Annotated in this window: 16 protein-coding genes; 12 read left to right on the top strand and 4 right to left on the bottom strand. The window is 65.9% G+C overall.

Annotated elements, in window-relative coordinates; genetic code table 11:
* Nucleotides 1–5 precede the first annotated feature (5 nt).
* From acnD to AC56DV_RS22540, 5 genes are all read left to right on the top strand, one after another.
* Entirely contained in the window at nucleotides 6–2,600 is a 2,595-nt protein-coding gene (gene acnD / locus AC56DV_RS22560) for a Fe/S-dependent 2-methylisocitrate dehydratase AcnD (RefSeq protein ID WP_496316470.1), read from the top strand.
* Nucleotides 2,601–2,602: 2 nt separating this feature from the next.
* Entirely contained in the window at nucleotides 2,603–3,793 is a 1,191-nt protein-coding gene (prpF, locus tag AC56DV_RS22555) for a 2-methylaconitate cis-trans isomerase PrpF (protein WP_496316469.1), read from the top strand.
* Between the two features lie 105 nt (nucleotides 3,794–3,898).
* Nucleotides 3,899–4,207 (top strand): DUF485 domain-containing protein, encoded by a 309-nt coding sequence (locus tag AC56DV_RS22550; protein WP_496316468.1) that lies wholly within the window; start codon nucleotides 3,899–3,901, stop codon nucleotides 4,205–4,207.
* The gene (locus AC56DV_RS22545; protein ID WP_496316467.1) at nucleotides 4,204–5,877 is read left to right on the top strand and encodes a cation acetate symporter; all 1,674 of its coding nucleotides are present in this window, start codon (nucleotides 4,204–4,206) and stop codon (nucleotides 5,875–5,877) included. Before AC56DV_RS22550 ends, AC56DV_RS22545 begins: the two co-directional genes overlap by 4 nt.
* A gap of 178 nt (nucleotides 5,878–6,055) precedes the next feature.
* Nucleotides 6,056–9,340, top strand: a complete 3,285-nt coding sequence (locus AC56DV_RS22540) for a sensor domain-containing protein (protein WP_496316466.1) — start codon at nucleotides 6,056–6,058, stop codon at nucleotides 9,338–9,340.
* A gap of 1 nt (nucleotide 9,341) precedes the next feature.
* Here the strand turns inward: AC56DV_RS22540 and xth are convergent, their stop codons facing one another.
* Together xth and AC56DV_RS22530 are read right to left on the bottom strand one after the other, a co-directional pair.
* Nucleotides 9,342–10,109, bottom strand: a complete 768-nt coding sequence (gene xth, locus AC56DV_RS22535; protein WP_496316465.1) for an exodeoxyribonuclease III — start codon at nucleotides 10,107–10,109, stop codon at nucleotides 9,342–9,344.
* A 36-nt stretch (nucleotides 10,110–10,145) separates the two neighbouring features.
* Nucleotides 10,146–11,036 (bottom strand): LysR family transcriptional regulator, encoded by an 891-nt coding sequence (locus tag AC56DV_RS22530; protein ID WP_496316464.1) that lies wholly within the window; start codon nucleotides 11,034–11,036, stop codon nucleotides 10,146–10,148.
* 124 nt (nucleotides 11,037–11,160) lie between these two features.
* Between AC56DV_RS22530 and AC56DV_RS22525 the strand changes: the two genes are divergently transcribed.
* From AC56DV_RS22525 to AC56DV_RS22510, 4 genes are all read left to right on the top strand, one after another.
* Complete coding sequence (locus AC56DV_RS22525) at nucleotides 11,161–11,841, top strand: type 1 glutamine amidotransferase domain-containing protein (protein WP_496316463.1); 681 nt, start codon at nucleotides 11,161–11,163, stop codon at nucleotides 11,839–11,841.
* Complete coding sequence (locus AC56DV_RS22520) at nucleotides 11,838–12,131, top strand: putative quinol monooxygenase (RefSeq protein WP_496316462.1); 294 nt, start codon at nucleotides 11,838–11,840, stop codon at nucleotides 12,129–12,131. The genes AC56DV_RS22525 and AC56DV_RS22520 overlap by 4 nt, the downstream gene beginning before the upstream one ends.
* A gap of 408 nt (nucleotides 12,132–12,539) precedes the next feature.
* The gene (locus AC56DV_RS22515; protein ID WP_496316461.1) at nucleotides 12,540–12,953 is read left to right on the top strand and encodes a phiTE_015 family protein; all 414 of its coding nucleotides are present in this window, start codon (nucleotides 12,540–12,542) and stop codon (nucleotides 12,951–12,953) included.
* A 79-nt stretch (nucleotides 12,954–13,032) separates the two neighbouring features.
* Entirely contained in the window at nucleotides 13,033–13,485 is a 453-nt protein-coding gene (locus tag AC56DV_RS22510) for a hypothetical protein (protein WP_496316460.1), read from the top strand.
* Nucleotides 13,486–13,567: 82 nt separating this feature from the next.
* Here AC56DV_RS22510 and AC56DV_RS22505 read toward each other — a convergent pair whose 3' ends face one another.
* Nucleotides 13,568–15,061: a leucyl aminopeptidase gene (locus tag AC56DV_RS22505; protein ID WP_496316459.1), complete on the bottom strand. Its 1,494-nt coding sequence runs from the start codon at nucleotides 15,059–15,061 to the stop codon at nucleotides 13,568–13,570.
* A 60-nt stretch (nucleotides 15,062–15,121) separates the two neighbouring features.
* Between AC56DV_RS22505 and lptF the strand changes: the two genes are divergently transcribed.
* From lptF to AC56DV_RS22490, 3 genes are read left to right on the top strand one after another with little or no spacing between them, the layout of a single operon-like run.
* Nucleotides 15,122–16,264 carry an LPS export ABC transporter permease LptF gene (gene lptF / locus AC56DV_RS22500; protein WP_496316458.1) on the top strand — a complete coding sequence of 381 codons (1,143 nt, stop codon included), beginning with the start codon at nucleotides 15,122–15,124 and terminating at the stop codon, nucleotides 16,262–16,264.
* Nucleotides 16,264–17,433: an LPS export ABC transporter permease LptG gene (gene lptG / locus AC56DV_RS22495; RefSeq protein ID WP_496316457.1), complete on the top strand. Its 1,170-nt coding sequence runs from the start codon at nucleotides 16,264–16,266 to the stop codon at nucleotides 17,431–17,433. The genes lptF and lptG overlap by 1 nt, the downstream gene beginning before the upstream one ends.
* Nucleotides 17,433–17,849 carry a sirohydrochlorin chelatase gene (locus tag AC56DV_RS22490; protein ID WP_496316456.1) on the top strand — a complete coding sequence of 139 codons (417 nt, stop codon included), beginning with the start codon at nucleotides 17,433–17,435 and terminating at the stop codon, nucleotides 17,847–17,849. The genes lptG and AC56DV_RS22490 overlap by 1 nt, the downstream gene beginning before the upstream one ends.
* A 15-nt stretch (nucleotides 17,850–17,864) precedes the next feature.
* Here AC56DV_RS22490 and AC56DV_RS22485 read toward each other — a convergent pair whose 3' ends face one another.
* Entirely contained in the window at nucleotides 17,865–18,605 is a 741-nt protein-coding gene (locus tag AC56DV_RS22485) for a hypothetical protein (RefSeq protein ID WP_496316455.1), read from the bottom strand.
* Nucleotides 18,606–18,625: the final 20 nt, after the last annotated feature.

Raw genomic sequence — 18,625 nt, 5'->3', positions numbered from 1 at the left:
TCCCGATGAATACCGCATTCCGCAAGCCCCTCCCGGGCACCAAGCTGGACTACTTCGATGCGCGTGCCGCGGTCGACGCCATCCAGCCCGGCGCGTACGACAAGCTGCCGTACACCTCGCGCGTGCTGGCCGAAAACCTGGTGCGCCGCTGCGACCCGGCCACGCTGAACGCCTCGCTGTCCCAGCTGATCGAGCGCAAGCGCGAGCTGGACTTCCCGTGGTTCCCGGCGCGCGTGGTGTGCCACGACATCCTGGGCCAGACCGCGCTGGTGGACCTGGCCGGCCTGCGCGACGCCATCGCCCTGCAGGGCGGCGACCCGGCGCTGGTCAACCCCGTGGTGCCGACCCAGCTGGTGGTGGACCACTCGCTGGCGGTGGAGTGCGGCGGCTTCGACCCGGACGCCTTCGACAAGAACCGCGCCATCGAAGAACGCCGCAACGAAGACCGCTTCGACTTCATCAACTGGACCAAGAAGGCGTTCAAGAACGTCGACGTGATCCCGCCCGGTAATGGCATCCTGCACCAGATCAACCTGGAGCGCATGTCGCCGGTGGTGCAGGTGCAGAACGGCGTGGCCTACCCGGACACGCTGGTCGGCACCGACTCGCACACCCCGATGGTGGACGCGCTGGGGGTGATCGCCATCGGCGTGGGCGGCCTGGAAGCGGAGAGCGTGATGCTGGGCCGCGCTTCGTGGATGCGCCTGCCGGACATCATCGGCGTGGAGCTGTTCGGCAAGCCGCAGCCGGGCATCACCGCCACCGACACGGTGCTGGCGCTGACCGAATTCCTGCGCAAGGAAAAAGTGGTGTCGTCCTATCTGGAGTTCTTCGGCGAGGGCGCATCCCACCTGACCCTGGGCGACCGCGCGACGATCTCCAACATGGCGCCCGAATTCGGCTCCACCGCCGCCATGTTCTACATCGACGACCAGACCATCAAGTACCTCAAGCTCACCGGCCGCGACGCCGCGCTGGTGGACCTGGTGGAGGTGTACGCCAAGGAGACCGGCCTGTGGGCCGATGAGCTCAAGCACGCCGAGTACGAACGCGTGATCCGCTTCGACCTCTCGACGGTGGTGCGCAATATCGCCGGCCCGTCCAATCCGCACAAGCGCGTGCCGACCTCCGAGCTGGCCGCGCGCGGCATTTCGGGCGTGGTGGAAAACGAGCCGGGGCTGATGCCCGACGGCGCCGTCATCATCGCCGCCATCACCAGCTGCACCAACACCAACAACCCGCGCAACATGATCGCCGCCGGCCTGCTGGCGCGCAACGCCAACAAGCTGGGCCTGAGCCGCAAGCCGTGGGTGAAAAGCTCGCTGGCGCCCGGTTCCAAGGCCGTCACGCTGTACCTGGAAGAAGCGCACCTGATGCGCGAACTGGAGCAGCTGGGCTTCGGCGTGGTCGCTTACGCCTGCACCACCTGCAACGGCATGTCCGGCGCGCTGGATCCGGCAATCCAGAAGGAAGTCATTGAACGCGACCTGTACGCCACCGCCGTCCTGTCCGGCAACCGCAACTTCGACGGCCGCATCCACCCCTACGCCAAGCAGGCCTTCCTGGCCTCGCCGCCGCTGGTGGTGGCCTACGCCATCGCCGGCACCATCCGCTTCGACATCGAAAAAGATGTGCTGGGCGTGACGGCCGACGGCAAGGAAATCCGCCTGGCCGACATCTGGCCGAGCGACGAGGACATCGATGCGCTGGTCGCCGCCGGCGTCAAGCCGGAGCACTTCCACAAGGTCTACATTCCGATGTTCGCCAAGCAGCCCGACGACGGCGTGAAAGTGAGCCCGCTGTACGACTGGCGCCCGCAGACCACCTACATCCGCCGCCCGCCGTACTGGGAAGGCGCGCTGGCCGGCGCGCGCAGCCTGTCGGGCATGCGCCCGCTGGCGGTCCTGGGCGACAACATCACCACCGACCACCTGTCGCCGTCGAACGCCATCATGCTAGACAGCGCGGCCGGCGAGTACCTGGCCAAAATGGGCTTGCCGGAAGAGGACTTCAATTCCTACGCCACCCACCGCGGCGACCACCTGACCGCGCAGCGCGCCACCTTCGCCAATCCAACGCTGAAGAACGAAATGGTGCTGGAAGACGGCAAGGTGAAAGCCGGTTCGCTGGCGCGCATCGAGCCGGAAGGCAAGGTCACGCGCATGTGGGAAGCCATCGAGACCTATATGGAGCGCAAGCAGCCGCTGATCATCATCGCCGGCGCGGACTACGGCCAGGGTTCCTCGCGCGACTGGGCCGCCAAGGGCGTGCGCCTGGCCGGCGTGGAGGCGATCGCGGCCGAAGGCTTCGAGCGCATCCACCGCACCAACCTGGTGGGCATGGGCGTGCTGCCGCTGGAGTTCCTGCCGGGCGTGAACCGCCTGACGCTGGGCATCGACGGCACCGAGACCTTTGACGTGAAAGGCGAGCGCACGCCGCGCGCCACGCTCACGCTGGTGATCCACCGCCGCAACGGCGAGAGCGTCGAAGTGCCGGTGATCTGCCGCCTGGACACGGCCGAGGAAGTGTCGATCTACGAAGCGGGCGGCGTGCTGCAGCGCTTCGCGCAGGACTTCCTCGAATCGGCAAAGGCTGCATGACCATGGCGCACCAACCTCAAATCAAGATCGCCGCCACGTATATGCGCGGCGGCACCAGCAAGGGCGTGTTCTTCCGGCTGCAGGATCTGCCGCAAGCGGCGCAGGTCCCCGGCAAGGCGCGCGACGCCTTGCTGCTGCGCGTGATCGGCAGCCCGGACGCCTACGGCAAGCAGATCGACGGCATGGGCGGCGCCACCTCGAGCACCAGCAAGTCGGTGATCCTGTCGAAAAGCGCCAGGCCGGAGCACGATGTCGACTACCTGTTCGGCCAGGTCGCCATCGACAAGGCCTTCGTCGACTGGAGCGGCAACTGCGGCAACCTGTCGGCGGCGGTTGGCGCCTTCGCCATCAGCGGCGGGCTGGTGGATGCAGGCCGCGTGCCGCGCGACGGCGTGGCCGTGGTGCGCATCTGGCAGGCCAACATCGGCAAGACCATCATCGCCCATATCCCCATGAGCAATGGCGAAGTGCAGGAGACCGGCGACTTCGAACTGGACGGCGTCACCTTCCCTGCGGCCGAAGTGCAGCTCGAGTTCATGGACCCGGCGGCGGACGAGGAGGGCGCTGGCGGCTCCATGTTCCCGACCGGGAACCTGGTCGACGAACTGGAGGTGCCGGGCGTCGGTACCTTCAAAGCCACCATGATCAACGCCGGCATTCCGACCATCTTCGTCAACGCCGAAGACATCGGCTACACCGGCACCGAGCTGCAGGACGCCATCAACGGCGACAGCAAGGCGCTGGCGCGCTTCGAAACCATCCGCGCGCACGGCGCGCTGCGCATGGGCCTGATCCAGCATATCGATGAGGCGGCGCAGCGGCAGCACACGCCCAAGGTGGCCTTCGTGGCGCCGCCGGCGGCTTACGTGGCCTCCAGCGGCAAGCAGGTTGCGGCGGGCGATATCGACCTGCTGGTGCGCGCGCTCTCGATGGGCAAGCTGCACCACGCCATGATGGGCACCGCCGCGGTGGCCATCGGCACGGCGGCGGCGGTGCCGGGCACGCTGGTCAACCTGGCGGCCGGCGGCGGCGCGCGCAGCGCGGTGCGTTTCGGCCATCCATCGGGAACCTTGCGCGTCGGCGCCGAAGCGGCCCAGGCTGGCAATGAATGGAGCGTCACCAAGGCCATCATGAGCCGCAGCGCGCGCGTGCTGATGGAGGGCTGGGTGCGGGTGCCGGGCGACGCGTTCTGAGTTTTTTTCACGATGCGTAAGGGGCCGGTAAGTCTGGCGGTTTACTGTGGATGCAAGCTCTGGGAAAAGAGCACCGTCCACATATCAAACCACAGGAGACAAGCCGTGCACGACGATCTGGTTCAACAAATCAAGCGCGACCCCAGCTACCATCAGCTGGTCAAGTCGCGCTCCCGTTATGGCTGGGCGCTGACCGCGCTCATGATGCTGGTCTACTACGGCTACATCTTGCTGATCGCTTTCAACAAGGAATTCCTTGCCGCGAAAACCGGCGCCGGCGTGATGACCTGGGGCATGCCGATCGGCTTGCTCGTCATCGTGTTCACGGTGCTGGTCACGGCAGTCTACGTGCGCCGCGCCAACGGCCAGTTCGACGAGCTGACCCAGGCCATACAAGAACGGGTGCAAGCATGAACGCCGCGCAACGCAGCCTTTGCTGGCTTGGCGCGCTGGCGCTGCTGGGCGCCAGCGGCGCGGCGCTGGCGGCCGGGGCCGACCTCGGCCAGGCCGAGCGCCAGCCCACCAACTGGACCGCTATCGTGATGTTCGGGGCCTTCGTCGTGTTCACGCTGTTCGTCACCAAGTGGGCCGCCGCCAAGACCAGGTCGGCGTCCGACTTCTACACCGCCGGCGGCGGCATCACCGGTTTCCAGAATGGCCTGGCCATCGCCGGCGACTACATGTCGGCCGCCTCCTTCCTCGGCATTTCCGCCGCAGTGTTCCTGAACGGCTACGACGGCCTGATCTACGCCATCGGCTTCCTGGTGGGCTGGCCCGTGATCACCTTTCTGATGGCGGAGCGCTTGCGCAACCTGGGCCGCTTCACGTTTGCCGACGTTGCCGCCTATCGCTTCAAGCAGGCGCCGATCCGCATTTTCTCGGCGTCCGGCACGCTGGTGGTGGTGGCCTTCTACCTGATTGCGCAGATGGTCGGCGCCGGGCAGTTGATCAAGCTGCTGTTCGGCCTGGAATACTGGATCGCAGTGGTGCTGGTCGGCTCGCTGATGATGATTTACGTGCTGTTCGGCGGCATGACCGCCACCACCTGGGTGCAGATCATCAAGGCGGTGATGCTGCTCGGCGGCGCCAGCTTCATGGCCATCGTGGTGCTGGCGCAGTTCAATTTCAGCCCGGAAGCGCTGTTCGCAAAATCGGTTGAAGTGCACGCCAAGGGCGACGCCATCATGGGCCCCGGCACCTTCATCAAGGATCCGGTGTCGGCGATTTCCTTCGGCATGGCGCTGATGTTCGGCACCGCCGGCCTGCCGCACATCCTGATGCGCTTCTTCACCGTGCCGAGCGCGAAGGAGGCGCGCAAGTCGGTGTTCTGGGCCACCACCTGGATCGCCTACTTCTATGTCCTGACCTTTATCATCGGCTTCGGCGCCATCGTCTTGGTAAGCACCAATCCCGAGTTCAAGGACGCCGCCGGCAAACTGCTGGGCGGGAACAACATGGCGGCGATCCACCTGGCCAAGGCCGTGGGCGGCGACGTCTTCCTCGGTTTCATCTCTGCGGTGGCCTTCGCCACCATCCTGGCAGTGGTGGCCGGCCTCACCTTGTCGGGCGCGTCGGCCGTCTCGCATGACCTGTACGCCACCGTCTTCAAGAACGGCAAGGCCAGCAGCACCAGCGAGCTGCGGGTGTCGCGCCTGACCACCATCGTGCTGGGCGTGGTGGCCGTGGTGCTGGGCATCGTGTTCGAGAAACAGAACATCGCCTTCATGGTGTCGCTGGCGTTCGCCATCGCCGCCTCGGCCAACTTCCCCGTGCTGTTCATGTCGGTGCTGTGGAAGGACTGCACCACGCGCGGCGCCACCGTCGGCGGCTTCATCGGCCTGATCTCCGCCGTGGTGCTGACGGTGCTGTCGAAGTCGGTGTGGGTGGACGTGCTCGGCAACGCCAGCGAAGTGTTCCCGTACGCCTCGCCGGCCATCTTCTCGATGCCGGCCGGCTTCCTCGGCATCTGCGTGTTCTCGCTGCTGGACAAGAGCGCCCGCGGACGCATCGACCGTGCCGGCTACGAGGCGCAGCAGATGCGCTCCGAGACCGGCATCGGCGCCGCCGGCGCCACCGCGCACTGACACGCCGGGCCGCTTTTCGGCGTATTGTTGTAACTATGCCCGGCCAGACCGGGCATAGTCGCTTTTAGAGGGCGTTGTCGGGCTGTCCGGTGGCTATAACGGCGGTTTGTGGTTTATGATCTGCCACTACGCTGCCGCAGGAGACAGGCATCGTTTCTAACAAGGTGCCAAGGTGTACATGAGTCGTATTCCGCCCCATCCGGATTCCCTGGCCGAGGCTTTGCTGCTGATCGGGCTGCCCGCCTGCGCGTGCGGCGGCGATGGGCTGGTGCTGGCCGCCAGCCCGGAACTGGACCTGCTGCTCGGCTTTGCCGCCAAGGGGCGCCCGGTAGCCGACGTGTTCGCGCGCCACGTGCGCAGCGACAGCATGGAGCGCCTCAAGCAGGCCCAGTCTCAGGTCCAGGATGCCGGCACGGGCGCGCGGCAGTGGGAAAGCTGCCTGGCGCACGCCGGCGGCCAGTACATCCCGGTGCAGGCCACGCTCAAACCGCTGCCCGGCGAAGGCGCGGCCGGCGGCGCCATTATCGTGTTCCATGACACCAGCGGCTTCCAGCGCGACCAGCGCGCGCTGCGCAAGACGCTGCTGGAACAGCAGGCCATCCTCGAAAACGCGGCGGTCGGCATCATCTTCGGCAAGGCCGGCTTCATCATCGAATGCAATATCCGCGCAGCCGAAATGTTCGGCTACGCGCGCGACGAAATGGAAGGCGCCAGCGGCAATATACTGTACGCCACGGACGAGATCCGCCTGCGCGTGGCCGAGCAGTCGCGCCCCTTGCTGCTGCAGGGCCAGTCCTACAAAGCCGAAGTGCAGCTGCGGCGCAAGGACGGCGCGCTGTTCTGGGGCCGCATCTATGGCCGCTCGCTGGATCCGTCCGACATGGGCGAGGGCACGGTCTGGATCGTGGAGGACATCAGCGAGCAGCGCGCGGCCGAGGAAAGCATGCGCAAGCTGCTGATGGAGCAGAAGGCCATCCTGGACAATGCCTCGGTCGGCATCCTGTTCACCAAGTCGCAAACGCTGTTGAACTGCAATCCGCGCATGGCGGAAATGTTCGGCTACACGCGCGAGGAGATGTATGGCCGGCCGTCGGTGGAGGTGTTCCCGTCGCCGGAAGCGTATGCGGCGTTCGGCCGCGAGGCCGGCCCGCTGCTGGGCAGCGGCCAGCCGTTCGAGAAGAAGGAATTCCAGTTCAAACGCAAGGACGGCAGCCTGCTGTGGTGCCGCGTGCGGGCACAGGCGATCAGCCACGAAGGCGGCGACGGCGGCACCATCTGGATCCTGGAGGACATCACGCGCTCGCGCGAGACGCAGATGGAAGTCGAAGCCATCATGACCAATGCGTCGATCAGCATCCTGTTCACCAAGAACCGCGTCATCACGCGCTACAACCGGGGCTTCGCCGAGATGTTCCGCTACGACGGCGACGAGGGCCTGGGCCTGCCTGGCATGTCGCTGTACCCGTCGCAGGACGCCTATGAGCGCCTGGGCGCGGCCGCCACGCCCTTCCTCATGGTGGGCAAACCCTTCCTGACCGAAGTGGAAATGCGGCGCAAGGACACCACCACCTTCTGGGCCCAGCTGATCGCCTACGTGGTGAACCCGGACGACCCCAGCCAGGGCACCATTTGGATCGCCGAGGACCGCACCGAACAGAAGCTGGCCGAGAGCTCGCTGCGCAACGCGCTGCTGGAGAACCAGGCCATCCTGGACAGCGCGGTGCTGGGCATCTCGGTGTGCGAGGGCGGCCGCAACCTGCGCTGCAACGCCAAGATGGAAGAACTGTTCGGCTATGCGCCGGGCGAAATGAACAACCTGAGCGTGCAGTCCTTCTACCCGGACCTGCTGGCCTGGGACGCGGCGCGCAAGCAAACCGCGCGCGACTTCCAGGCCGGCCGCGTCAACACCTCGGAACACCAGCTGGTGCGCAAGGACGGCAGCCGCTTCTGGGCGCGCCTGTCCGGCCGCCCGTTCGACATGGCGCAGCCGAACGGCCGCTCGGTGTGGCTGGTGGACGACATCACCGAGCGCCGCGCCGACGCCGAAGCGGTGCGCCAGGCGCGCGACGAACTGGAAGTACGGGTGCTGGAGCGCACCGCCGAACTGGCCGGCGCCAACGCCCAGCTGCAGGGCGAGATCGTCGAGCGGCGCCAGGCCGAGGCGCGGGTGCACCACATGGCCTACCACGACAGCCTGACCGGCCTGCCCAACCGCGCGCTGCTGGCCGACCGCCTGGACCGCGCCATGCTGGCCGCGCAGCGCTCGGACCGGCGCCTGGCCGTGATGTTCCTGGACCTGGACCGCTTCAAGACCATCAACGATTCGCTCGGCCACCTGACCGGCGACCAGCTGCTCAAGGAAGTGGCCAGCCGGCTGTGCCGCGCGGTGCGCGCCAGCGACACCGTGGCGCGCCTGGGCGGCGACGAATTCGTGGTGCTGGTGCCGGGCATCCGCTCCATCGAGGAAGCCAGCCGCGTGGCCGAGAAGATCATCGAGGCGCTGGCCGTGCCGTTCCCGCTGGAAGGACGCATGCTGCACATTACGCCGTCGATCGGCATCTGCGTGTTCCCGGACGACGGCGAGGACGTGGAAACGCTGATGCGCCACGCCGACGGCGCCATGTACCACGCCAAGGCCTCGGGCCGCAACAACTACCAGTTCTTCACGCAGAAGATGAACGTGTCGGCGGCGCAGCACTTCGAGCTGGAGAACAGCCTGCGCAGCGCGCTGGCGCTGGGCCAGTTCGAGCCGCACTTCCAGCCCATCATGGACATCGCCACGCGCCGCGTGCACGCCATGGAAGTGCTGCTGCGCTGGCGCCGGCCGGGGCAGGGCCTGGTGATGCCGGACAGCTTCATTCCGCTGATCGAGGAGAACGGCATGATCGTGCCGATCGGCGAATGGGTGATGCGGCGCGCCTGCGAGCAGAGCATGGAATGGCTGAAGATGGGCTTGCAGCCGGTGCCGCTGGCGGTGAACCTGTCGGCGCGCCAGTTCATGCACCGCGGCCTGGTCGAATCGGTGCGCCGCATCCTGGACGAAACCGGCATCGACCCGGCCATGATCGAATTCGAGATCACCGAGACGGCGCTGATGCAGCACGGCGAGCACACCCTGGAGATCCTGGGCCAGATCAACGCCATGGGCATCCGCCTGTCGATCGACGATTTCGGCACCGGCTATTCCAGCCTGGCCTACCTGAAGCGCTTCCCGGTGAGGAAGATCAAGATCGACCGCGCCTTCATCAAGGACCTGGAGGAAAGCGCGGAAGACCGCGCCATCGTGGCGGCCATCATTGCGCTGTCGGACAGCCTGCAGATGCCGGTGGTGGCGGAAGGGGTGGAGACGGAAGGGCAGTTCGCCCTGCTGCAGCGCCAGGGCTGCCGCTACGCGCAGGGCTATCTGTTCTCGCAGCCGGTGCCGCATGAAAACGCGCAGCACATGCTGGAGCGCAGGACGTAAGTCAGTCGCTCAGCGTGGCGATCACCGGCGCGTGGTCGGACGGCTGCTCCCACTTGCGCGGCGCGCGGTCCACCACGCAGGCGGTGCAGCGCGCGGCCAGCGGCGGCGACAGCAGGATATGGTCGATGCGCACGCCCTTGTTCTTCTGGAAGCCCAGCATGCGGTAGTCCCACCAGCTGAAGGTCTTCTCGGCCTGCTCGAACATGCGGAACGAGTCCGCCAGGCCCAAGGCGAACAGCGCCTGCAGCGCGGCGCGCTCCGGTTCCGAGCACAGCACCTGGCCGGCCCACAGCACCGGATCGTGCACGTCGCGGTCGTCCGGGGCGATGTTGTAGTCGCCCAGCACGGCCAGGTTGGGGTACAGCGCCGCTTCCAGCTCCAGCCAGTGGCGGAACGAGGCCAGCCAGCCCAGCTTGTATTCGTATTTGTCGGTGCCCACGGCCTGGCCGTTCGGCACGTAGGCGCACACCACGCGCACGCCGTCTATGGTGGCGGCCAGGATGCGCTGCTGCGCGTCCTCGTAATGCGGGTTATTGCGCACCACCTCCGTCATCGGCAGCTTGGACAGGATGGCCACGCCGTTGTAGGTCTTCTGGCCGCTGAACACCACGTGGTAGCCGGCCGCCTCGATCGCCGCCGTCGGGAATTTGTCGTCCGTCAGCTTGGTCTCTTGGATGCACAGCACGTCGACCGGGTTTTCCTCCAGCCATTTCAGGACGTGGGGCAGGCGGACGTTGAGCGAGTTGACGTTCCAGGTGGCGAGTTTCATTTGCGGGATCTTTTCGTGTAAATCGGATCCGGCATTCTAACCGAATGCGCCCAGCAGGAAATCGCGCAGCAGCTGCGCGCTGGGGCCGATGCGCTGCGAGTGCACCAGGTAGATCTCCAGCGGCGCGGTCTGCACCTCCGGCAGCACGTGGACCAGGTCCCCCGAGGCGATCAGCGCCGCCGCGTCGTAGGCGGGCAGGCGCGCCACCCCTTCGCCGGCCAGCACGAAGGCCAGCCGTGCGGCCGCGCTGTCGGTCACCACGTCGCCGCGCACCGGGATCTGCACCTCCTGCCCGCCGGCGCGCGCCGTCAACATGCGCTGGGTGGGCGGATACGCCACCCAGCGGTGCTCGCCCAGTTCCTCCACCGTGGCCGGTGCGCGGTAGCGGCGCAGGTAGGCCGGCGAGGCGCACAGCATGGTCCGCTCGCGCACCAGGCGGCGCGCAATGAGCGCGGAGTCGGCCAGCGGCCCGGCGCGCACGGCCAGCTCTATCCCGTGCTGCACCAGGTCCACATTGGCGTCGTTCATGGCCACGTGCAGGCGGATCGCCGGGTAGCGGCGGCGGAACTCCAGCAGCACCGGCAGGATGCACTTGTTGCCGAAATGGTGGGAGCAGGTGATGCGCACCTCGCCGCGCGGTTCGGCGCGCAGCAGTTCCATGCCCCGGATGCCGTCGTGCGCCTCGTCGAGCAGGCGTTCGCAGTGCACCCGGAACGCTTCGCCGGCGGGCGTGAGGCTGAAGCTGCGCGTGCTGCGCTGGGCCAGCGGCACGCCCAGCCGCCCTTCCAGCGCGCGGATGTGGTGGCTCACCACGGCCCGCGTCAGGCCGAGCGCGCGGGCGCCGGCGGCGAAGCTGCCGCAGCGCACCACCGTCGCAAACACGGCCATGGCGCGCAATTCGTCGAGGATGGGGGATGGCTCATTCATGGCGAGATTGTATTAAATAGTTTGACACTGAGTCATCTTATCAGGATCTACCCAGCGCCTTCTTCCGTTCGTATAGTTGATCCATGCCAGCAGGGTGCTGGATCTGTTCTCCAAGGAGCTTGCCATGAACGTGAAACATGTACTGTTTGTTTTGACAAACGCGGCCGAAATCGGTCCCCACAAACGCGCCACGGGATACTTCTTCCCTGAAGTCGCCCACCCCTTCGAAGTGTTCGACCAGGCCGGCCTCGCGGTGGAATTCGCATCTCCGCTGGGCGGCGAGCCGCCGCACGACGGCTATGACGAGAACGATCCGGCGCAGCGCGCCTTCCTCGCCAGCCCGGCCATCCGCCGCATGGCGCACAGCCGCAAGCTGTCGGAAGTGGACGTGGCCGACTATGACGCCATCTTCTTCCCTGGCGGCCTGGGCCCGATGGTGGACATCGCCACCGACCCGGACGTGAAGCAGGCCGTGGCCCGCGCCTGGAACGCCGGCAAGCTGGTGGCCGCTGTCTGCCACGGTCCCGCCGCCTTCCTGGGCGTGACGCTGGAAGACGGCACGCCGCTGGTGCGCGGCCGCAAGCTGACTTCCTTCTCCAACGAGGAAGAAGCCGGCTACGCCCAGGCTGACGTGCCGTTCAGCCTGGAAGACGCGTTGCGCGCCGAGGGCGCCGAGTATGCATCGGCCCCGGTGTGGCAGGAGAACGTGGTGGTGGACGGGCGGCTGCTGACGGGGCAGAACCCGGCATCGGGCGGCCAGCTGGCCAGGGCCATGGTCGCTGCACTGCGCGGAGAAGCCCAATGAGCGCGCCGGGCCAAATCACCGTGGCCGCGCGCTGGCAGGTGAAAGAGGGGCGCCTGGACGACGTGCTCGCCATCCTGGCAGAGCTGGCGCCGGCGTCGCTGGCGGAAGCGGGCTGCCTGGGCTACGAGGTGTACCGGGGCGTGGATGCGCCCGGCAGCCTGCTGCTGCTTGAGCGCTACCGTGACGAGGCTGCGCTGGAGGCGCACAGGCAGTCCAGCCACTACCATGCGCTGGTGGTGGGGCGCGTGTTGCCGCTGCTTGCCGACCGGCGCGTGGAAATTTTCCGCTAGTAATGAAGAGAATCCGGACCAGCCCGCACCCGCGGGCTTTTTTCTTTTTTCACTCCGGCAGTCCTATTGTGTTGGCGGAAATTTCTCAACGCGGCAAACTACGCGCTGGCAAAAAAGCCAGTGGAATCGAACTATTGATCAGCAAGCTGTTTGCAAAATGTAACAATATGAAAAATAATTGCCGATAGTGCTTCATTGTTATCAAATTGGTACTAATATTCCATAAACGGCAGCCGAAAACAGAAATATACTTAAAGAACCCGGGATGACACTGAATTTTCCATGAGGCAACACTTTTGATGCAAAAAAAGTTAGAATTGTGTTGGAAGGCATCAATAAATGGTACTATTGGGAAATAGTTGTTGTTTAAACAGTGAGATATGCGCGAAGCATTTGTAAAGGACTGAAATGCGATCTGCATTTGAAGCATGGGCGCAGCGCGATGGCCACATTGTGCGCCGCCGCGAAGACAAGCCAGAAGAGTATCTGGTATTCGAAACGCAACGCCGCTGGGTGATCTGGCAGGCGGCGCTGGAGCACGGCAAAACGCCGGCGGGGCGAAAGACGGCAGCGCAGAAGGAAGCGGCTGCCGCCGAAAAAGCCGCCGCTACGCGTTCGGCGGGCTTGCAGCGCGCGCCGGCCTTGGGCCAGGACGAGGCGGTGGTTCGCAACCAGGTGCTCAATGAGGTACTGGACGCGTTTTCGCGGCTGAATGGCGAATCCGGCATGGAGGACATTCTCCAGGTGATCCAAAGCCTGAAGCAGCCTGCCAAGCCGAAAGCCGTGGAGCGCGCGGTGGATAGCAAGGCTATCGAGCGTTAATACGCCGTCGATGGGCCCCGGATGGGCAGCACCGCCAGGTGCTGCCTCGGGACTCTGCCGCCTTGCCTAAAGGACTGATATGTCCCGGATAGCCGTTGCCGCCGTATTTGCCGGTTCGGCCACCATGGCCCTGCTGGCCGGATGCGGCACCCTGACCGAATCCCCCAGCCAGCGCGTGCTGGTGCAAACTGTGCTCGACCACCGCGAGGTGGCGGGCGTGGGCTGCATCCTGCAGAACGACGCCGGCAAGTGGTTCGTCACCACGCCTGCGCGCGTGGCCATCCGCAAGAGCAAGGGCCAGCTGCGCGTGGACTGCCGCCTGGACAACGCGGCCTGGGCCGACGAGAAAATCTATTCCAAACAGAACAGTACGCTGTGGGGCAATATCGCCTTCACGGCCGGTCTTGGCATTGTGGTCGACCGCAATACGGGGCAGGGCTTCGACTATCCGGACGTGCTGACGGTGGAGATGAAGCGCTTCGACGCGGGTGACCCGCGCGCGGGGCCGGACGCGGGACGCGCGGTGTACTGATTCAATAAGCTGATCCAATAAAAAACGGGCCTTGCGGCCCGTTTTTGCTTTTAAGCGCGCTGTTATTCAAGCGCGCTGTTTCTTAAGCGCGATTAATCAGGAAGTTCGCCAGCAGCGGCACCGGACGGCCGGTGGCGCCTTTTGCGCTGCCCGATTTCCAGGCGGTGCCGGCGATGTCCAGGTGGGCCCAGTTGTACTTGCGGGTGAAGTTCTCCAGGAACGCCGCCGCCGTGCACGAGGCGCCGCCCGGGGTGCCGATATTGGCCAGGTCGGCGAAGTTGGACTTCAGCTGCTCGTTGTACTGTTCGCCGATCGGCAGGCGCCAGGCGGTGTCGCCGCTGGCCTTGCCCGCCGCCAGCAGCTCGGCCGCCAGCGCGTTGTGGGCGTCGTCGTCGCGCGTGAACAGGCCGCTGTTGTGGTGGCCCAGGGCCACGATGCAGGCGCCGGTCAGGGTGGCGATGTCGATCACGGCGGCCGGGTTGAAGCGCTCGGCGTAGGTCAGCGCGTCGCACAGCACCAGGCGGCCTTCGGCGTCGGTGTTCAGGATCTCGATGGTCAGGCCGTTCATGGAGCTGACGATGTCGCCCGGTTTGGTGGCGCGGCCGGACGGCATGTTTTCGCAGGCGGCGATGATGCCCACCACGTTCGATTTCAGGCCCATCTCGCCGATGGCGCGGAAGGTGCCCAGCACCGAGGCGGCGCCGCACATGTCGTACTTCATCTCGTCCATGCCGGGGCCGGCCTTGATCGAAATGCCGCCGGTGTCGAAGGTGATGCCTTTACCGACCAGCACCACCGGCGCGTCCTTGGCCTTGCCGCCCTTGTGTTTCAGGACGATGAACTTGGGCGGCTGCTCGCTGCCGTTGGTGACCGACAGGAAGCTGCCCATCTTCAGCGCTTCGAGCTGCTTGCGGTCCAGGATCTCGACGTCGAAGCCGTGGTCCTTGGCCAGTTTCTTGGCGGTGTTGGCCAGGTAGGTCGGGGTGCAGACGTTGGCCGACAGGTTGCCCAGGTCCTTGGTCAGTTCCATGCCGTTGGCGATCGCGATGGCCTGCGCCAGCGCCAGCTTGTTGGCGGCGCTGTTGGCCACGGCCAGGGCCAGCTTCTTCACGCCGGCCGGGGCCGGGTCCTTCTTGCTCTTCTGGCTGTCGGTGCGGTAGATGCTCTCGCGGCCGGCCTGCACCACGGCGCGGATGGCCCACGCTGCGTCGCGCTCTTTCACTTCTTCCAGCGGTAGTGCGATAATGGCGTCCGCCGCGCCCAGGGAGGAAAACGCCTTGACCGCAGCCTGCACGCCGGAGGCGAAGCTTTTCTCGCTGACGGCTTCGTCGGCGCCCAGGCCGATCAGCAGCACGCGCTCGGCGGCGGCGCCCTTCAGGCCGCGCAGCAGCAGGGCCGTACCTGGCTTGCCGGTAATGTCGCCGGACTTCAGCGCAGCCGTGATCTCACCCGCACTGTCGAGGGCCTTGGCCGCTTGCGAAAGCTTCTTGTTTTCGAATACCGCGACGGCGATGCAGCCGGTCTTGGCGGACGCAATGGTGTTTTTTGCGTCGAATGCTTTTATGCTAAAGTCCATTAGATTTCTCCGTGTAGGCTTGGTTCTTACTTAACTTGACGACCGAATTATAAACTTCGAATGATTTTTCAACGTGCCCTTCAACGCGAGTTGGCCAGTGCTGCCGGGGCAACCTTCACGGTGCTGTTCTCCCTTATCGTCACCTGGGCCCTGATCAATATCCTCGGCAGGGCCGCAGGCGGCAGGGTCGCATCGAGCGACGTGATCGCGCTGATAGCGTTCGCGGCCCTGAATTATCTGCCAACTGTCCTGATCCTCACCAGCTTTATTTCAGTGCTGATGGTGGTCACCCGCAGTTACCGCGATTCCGAGATGGTGGTGTGGTTCGCCTCCGGCCTGAGCCTGGCGCGCTGGATCCGTCCGGTGGTGACCTTTGTCCTGCCCATCGTGCTGGTGACCGGGGTGCTCAGCTTCTACGCCACGCCGTGGGCCAAGCAGAAGAGCAGCGAGTACGCCCAGCGTTTCCAGAAGCGTGAAGACCTGCAGCAGGTGTCGCCCGGCCAGTTCCGCGAATCGGCCTCGGCCAACCGCATCTTCTTCGTCGAAGGCGTGTCCGGCCAGAGCGCCGTGGTGCACAACGTGTTCGTCAACACGGTGGACGAGAAGGGCACCGCCACCGTGGTGGCCAAGGAAGGCGTGATCACCACCACGCCCGAGGGCGACCGCTACCTGGTGCTGAAGAACGGCCGCCGCTACCAGGGCACGCCCGGCAGCGCCGACATGCAGACCATGGAGTTCGAGCGCTACAGCATGCGCGTGGCCAGCAAGGCGCAGGACCTGGGCGGCGCGCAGGGCGTGGACGCCATGCCGAGCGCGGAACTGTTCAAGGGCACCGGCCCCATCATCCAGGGCGAAATCCTGTGGCGCATCGCGCTGCCGATCACCTGTTTGCTGCTGCCGCTGCTGGCCATTCCGCTCGGCTTCGTCAACCCGCGCGCGGGCAGTTCCTCCAACCTGATCGTGGCCCTGCTGATCTTCTTCAGCTATAACAACCTGGTCAAGGTGCTCGAGGCCAGCGTGCGCGAGGGCCGCCTGAGCTTTGCGCTGTCGTGGTGGCCGCTGCACCTGTGCCTGGCCATCGTCGTGGCGCTGCTGTTCGTGTGGCGCCTGAACGTGAACCACCGCTATCACCCGCGCGTGCTGTGGGCCGCGTTCAAGCGCGGCAAGCAGGTGCCTGCGCAAGTGCCCAAGGAAGTGAAGTAATGAGTATCCTGCAACGCTATTTCGCCACATCGATCGCGCAGGCGGTGTCCTTTGTGCTGCTGGCGCTGCTGGGCCTGACGGCCTTCATGGACCTGACCGGCGAATTGCCGTCGGTGGGCAAGAACGGCTACAGCCTGCAGCATGCGGTGCTGTACGTGGCCATGATGGTGCCGGAGCAGATCTACCGCGTGCTGCCGGTGGCCACGCTGATCGGCACCATCTACACCATGGCGCAGCTGGCCTCGTCGTCGGAATTCACCATCATGCGCGCGGCCAGCCTGTCGACCCGCATGGCGATCGGCATGCTGTTCAAGATCGGCGTGGTGATCGTGGCGGTGGCCTTTATTTTCGGCGAGCTGATCGTGCCGCGCACCTCGCCGCTGGCGGAAAAGGTGCGCCTGACGGCGCAGGGCGCCGCCGTGTCGGCCGAGTTCCGCTCCGGCCTGTGGACCAAGGACATCATCAAGAGCGAGGGGCTGACCGGCACCGTGCTGGGCTCGCGCTTCTTCAATGTGCGCGAGGTGCGCCCGGACGGCCAGCTGCTCGACGTGAAGCTCTATGAGTTCGACAACAGCTTCCGCCTGCGCGCGCTGATCCAGGCCAAGCGCGCCACCTTCCAGGGCAACAGCGTGTGGCGCCTGCAGGATGTGACCGAGAGCCGCTTCAGCAACCCGGCGCTGCTGGTGGCCGGGGCCACGGCCACGGCGCAGAACCACTTTGCCCAGGAAACCAGCCAGATCGACGTGGTGCAGCTGGCCTCGCGCGACCTGGTGTCCGAGATCACGCCCAAGATCCTGTCGGTGTCGCGCCGCGATCCCGAGCGCATGTCGGCCAATGAACTGGCGGTGTACACCCGCCACCTGCAGGAAAACAAGCAGGAAACCAAGGTGTTCAAGGTGGCGTTCTGGAAGAAGCTGCTTGATCCGCTGGCCATCTTCGTGCTGATGGCGCTGGCGCTGCCGTTCGCCTATCTGCACGCCCGCAGCGGCGGCGTCAGCCTGAAGGTGTTCGTCGGCATCATGATCGGCGTGAGCTTCCTGCTGGTGAATACCCTGTTCTCGCACGTGGGCATACTGAGCACCTGGCCGCCCTTCCTGACGGCGGCAGCGCCCAGCGTGCTGTATCTGCTGCTGGCCATCGGCGCGCTGTGGTGGGTGGAGAGACACTGATGACGTCCAAAATTGCAGCCAACAAGGCAATGATCCTGTTCGCGCACGGCGCGCGCGCCGCCAGCTGGGCCGCGCCCTTCGAGCGCCTGCGCGGCATCACGCAGGCGCGCCTGCCCGATGTCGACGTGTCGCTGGCGTTCCTGGAATTGATGTCGCCGCGCCTGCCGGAGCGGGTGGCCGAACTGGCCGCCGCCGGCGTGGCGGAAGTGGCGGTGGTGCCGATTTTCCTCGGCCAGGGCGGCCACGTGCTGCGCGACCTGCCGCTGATGCTGGATGAACTGCGCGCGGCCTATCCTGCCATCCGCTTCAGCGTGGCCGAAGCGGCGGGGGAAAACCCGGCAGTGCTGAACGCCATCGCGGACTATTGCGTCGGCGCGCTGCAGGATGCGGCCGGCGGCGCGGGCACTGGCGCCTAAGCGGGCCGCTGAACTTTACGCTTCGCCGTCCGCTTCCGACTGGGCGGCCATGGCGGCCAGCGTGGAGCCGGGCTGCTCTAGTTCGCGCTGGATGATGGCGCGCAGGCCGTCCGAGCGGATCTCGTCCAGCGCCAGCTTCTGCATATTGTCCGCTTCGCCCTTTTCCTCCAGGCCGTTCAGCACGGCCAGCACCAGGCGCACTTCCTTGGCGTAGTTGAGCACATAGGCCAGCAGCGTCGGCGCGGCCGATGCGGGCTGGCTGGCCAGCGCGTCGGCGCCGTCGTTCAGGCGCGCGGCCAGGGCCTGGATGCGGCCGGAAGGCGAGGGCAGGAAGCGGCGCGCCAACTGGAAGTCTTCGCACTTCACCAGCGCCGTCATGGCCAGCTCGGCGCACTGTTCGGCCAGCGCCGAATCCACCTCGTCCAGTTTCAGGAACAGCGCATGGGTGGCGCCCACTTCGCGCAATGCCTCGTTGATGGCGGCCACCTCGCGGAAACGCTCCACGGTGGCGGCGCCCAGCAGCATGCGCGACGATTCGCGGTCGCGGATGCTGTGCAGCGCTGCGCGCGCGGGCGGGAAGGCGTCGGCCAGATAGATCCAGTCGCGCAGGGCGAACGACAGGCGCACGCCGCGCCACTCGGGCGATACCTCCAGCGCATGCTCATGCAGCCAGAGGTGGTCCTTCAGCGCGTCCTGGTAACGGCCGGCGAGGCGGGCTTCGCGGGCGCGTTCAAATACTTCATTCGGCTGCTGCATATCACCTCCTTGAAAATCGA

The sequence above is a fragment of the Massilia sp. BGA-UO-ETr-WB1 genome (genome assembly GCF_059567845.1).
The sequence above is the reverse complement of the archived record's forward strand: the minus strand, read 5'-3'. Positions and strand labels throughout refer to the sequence as shown.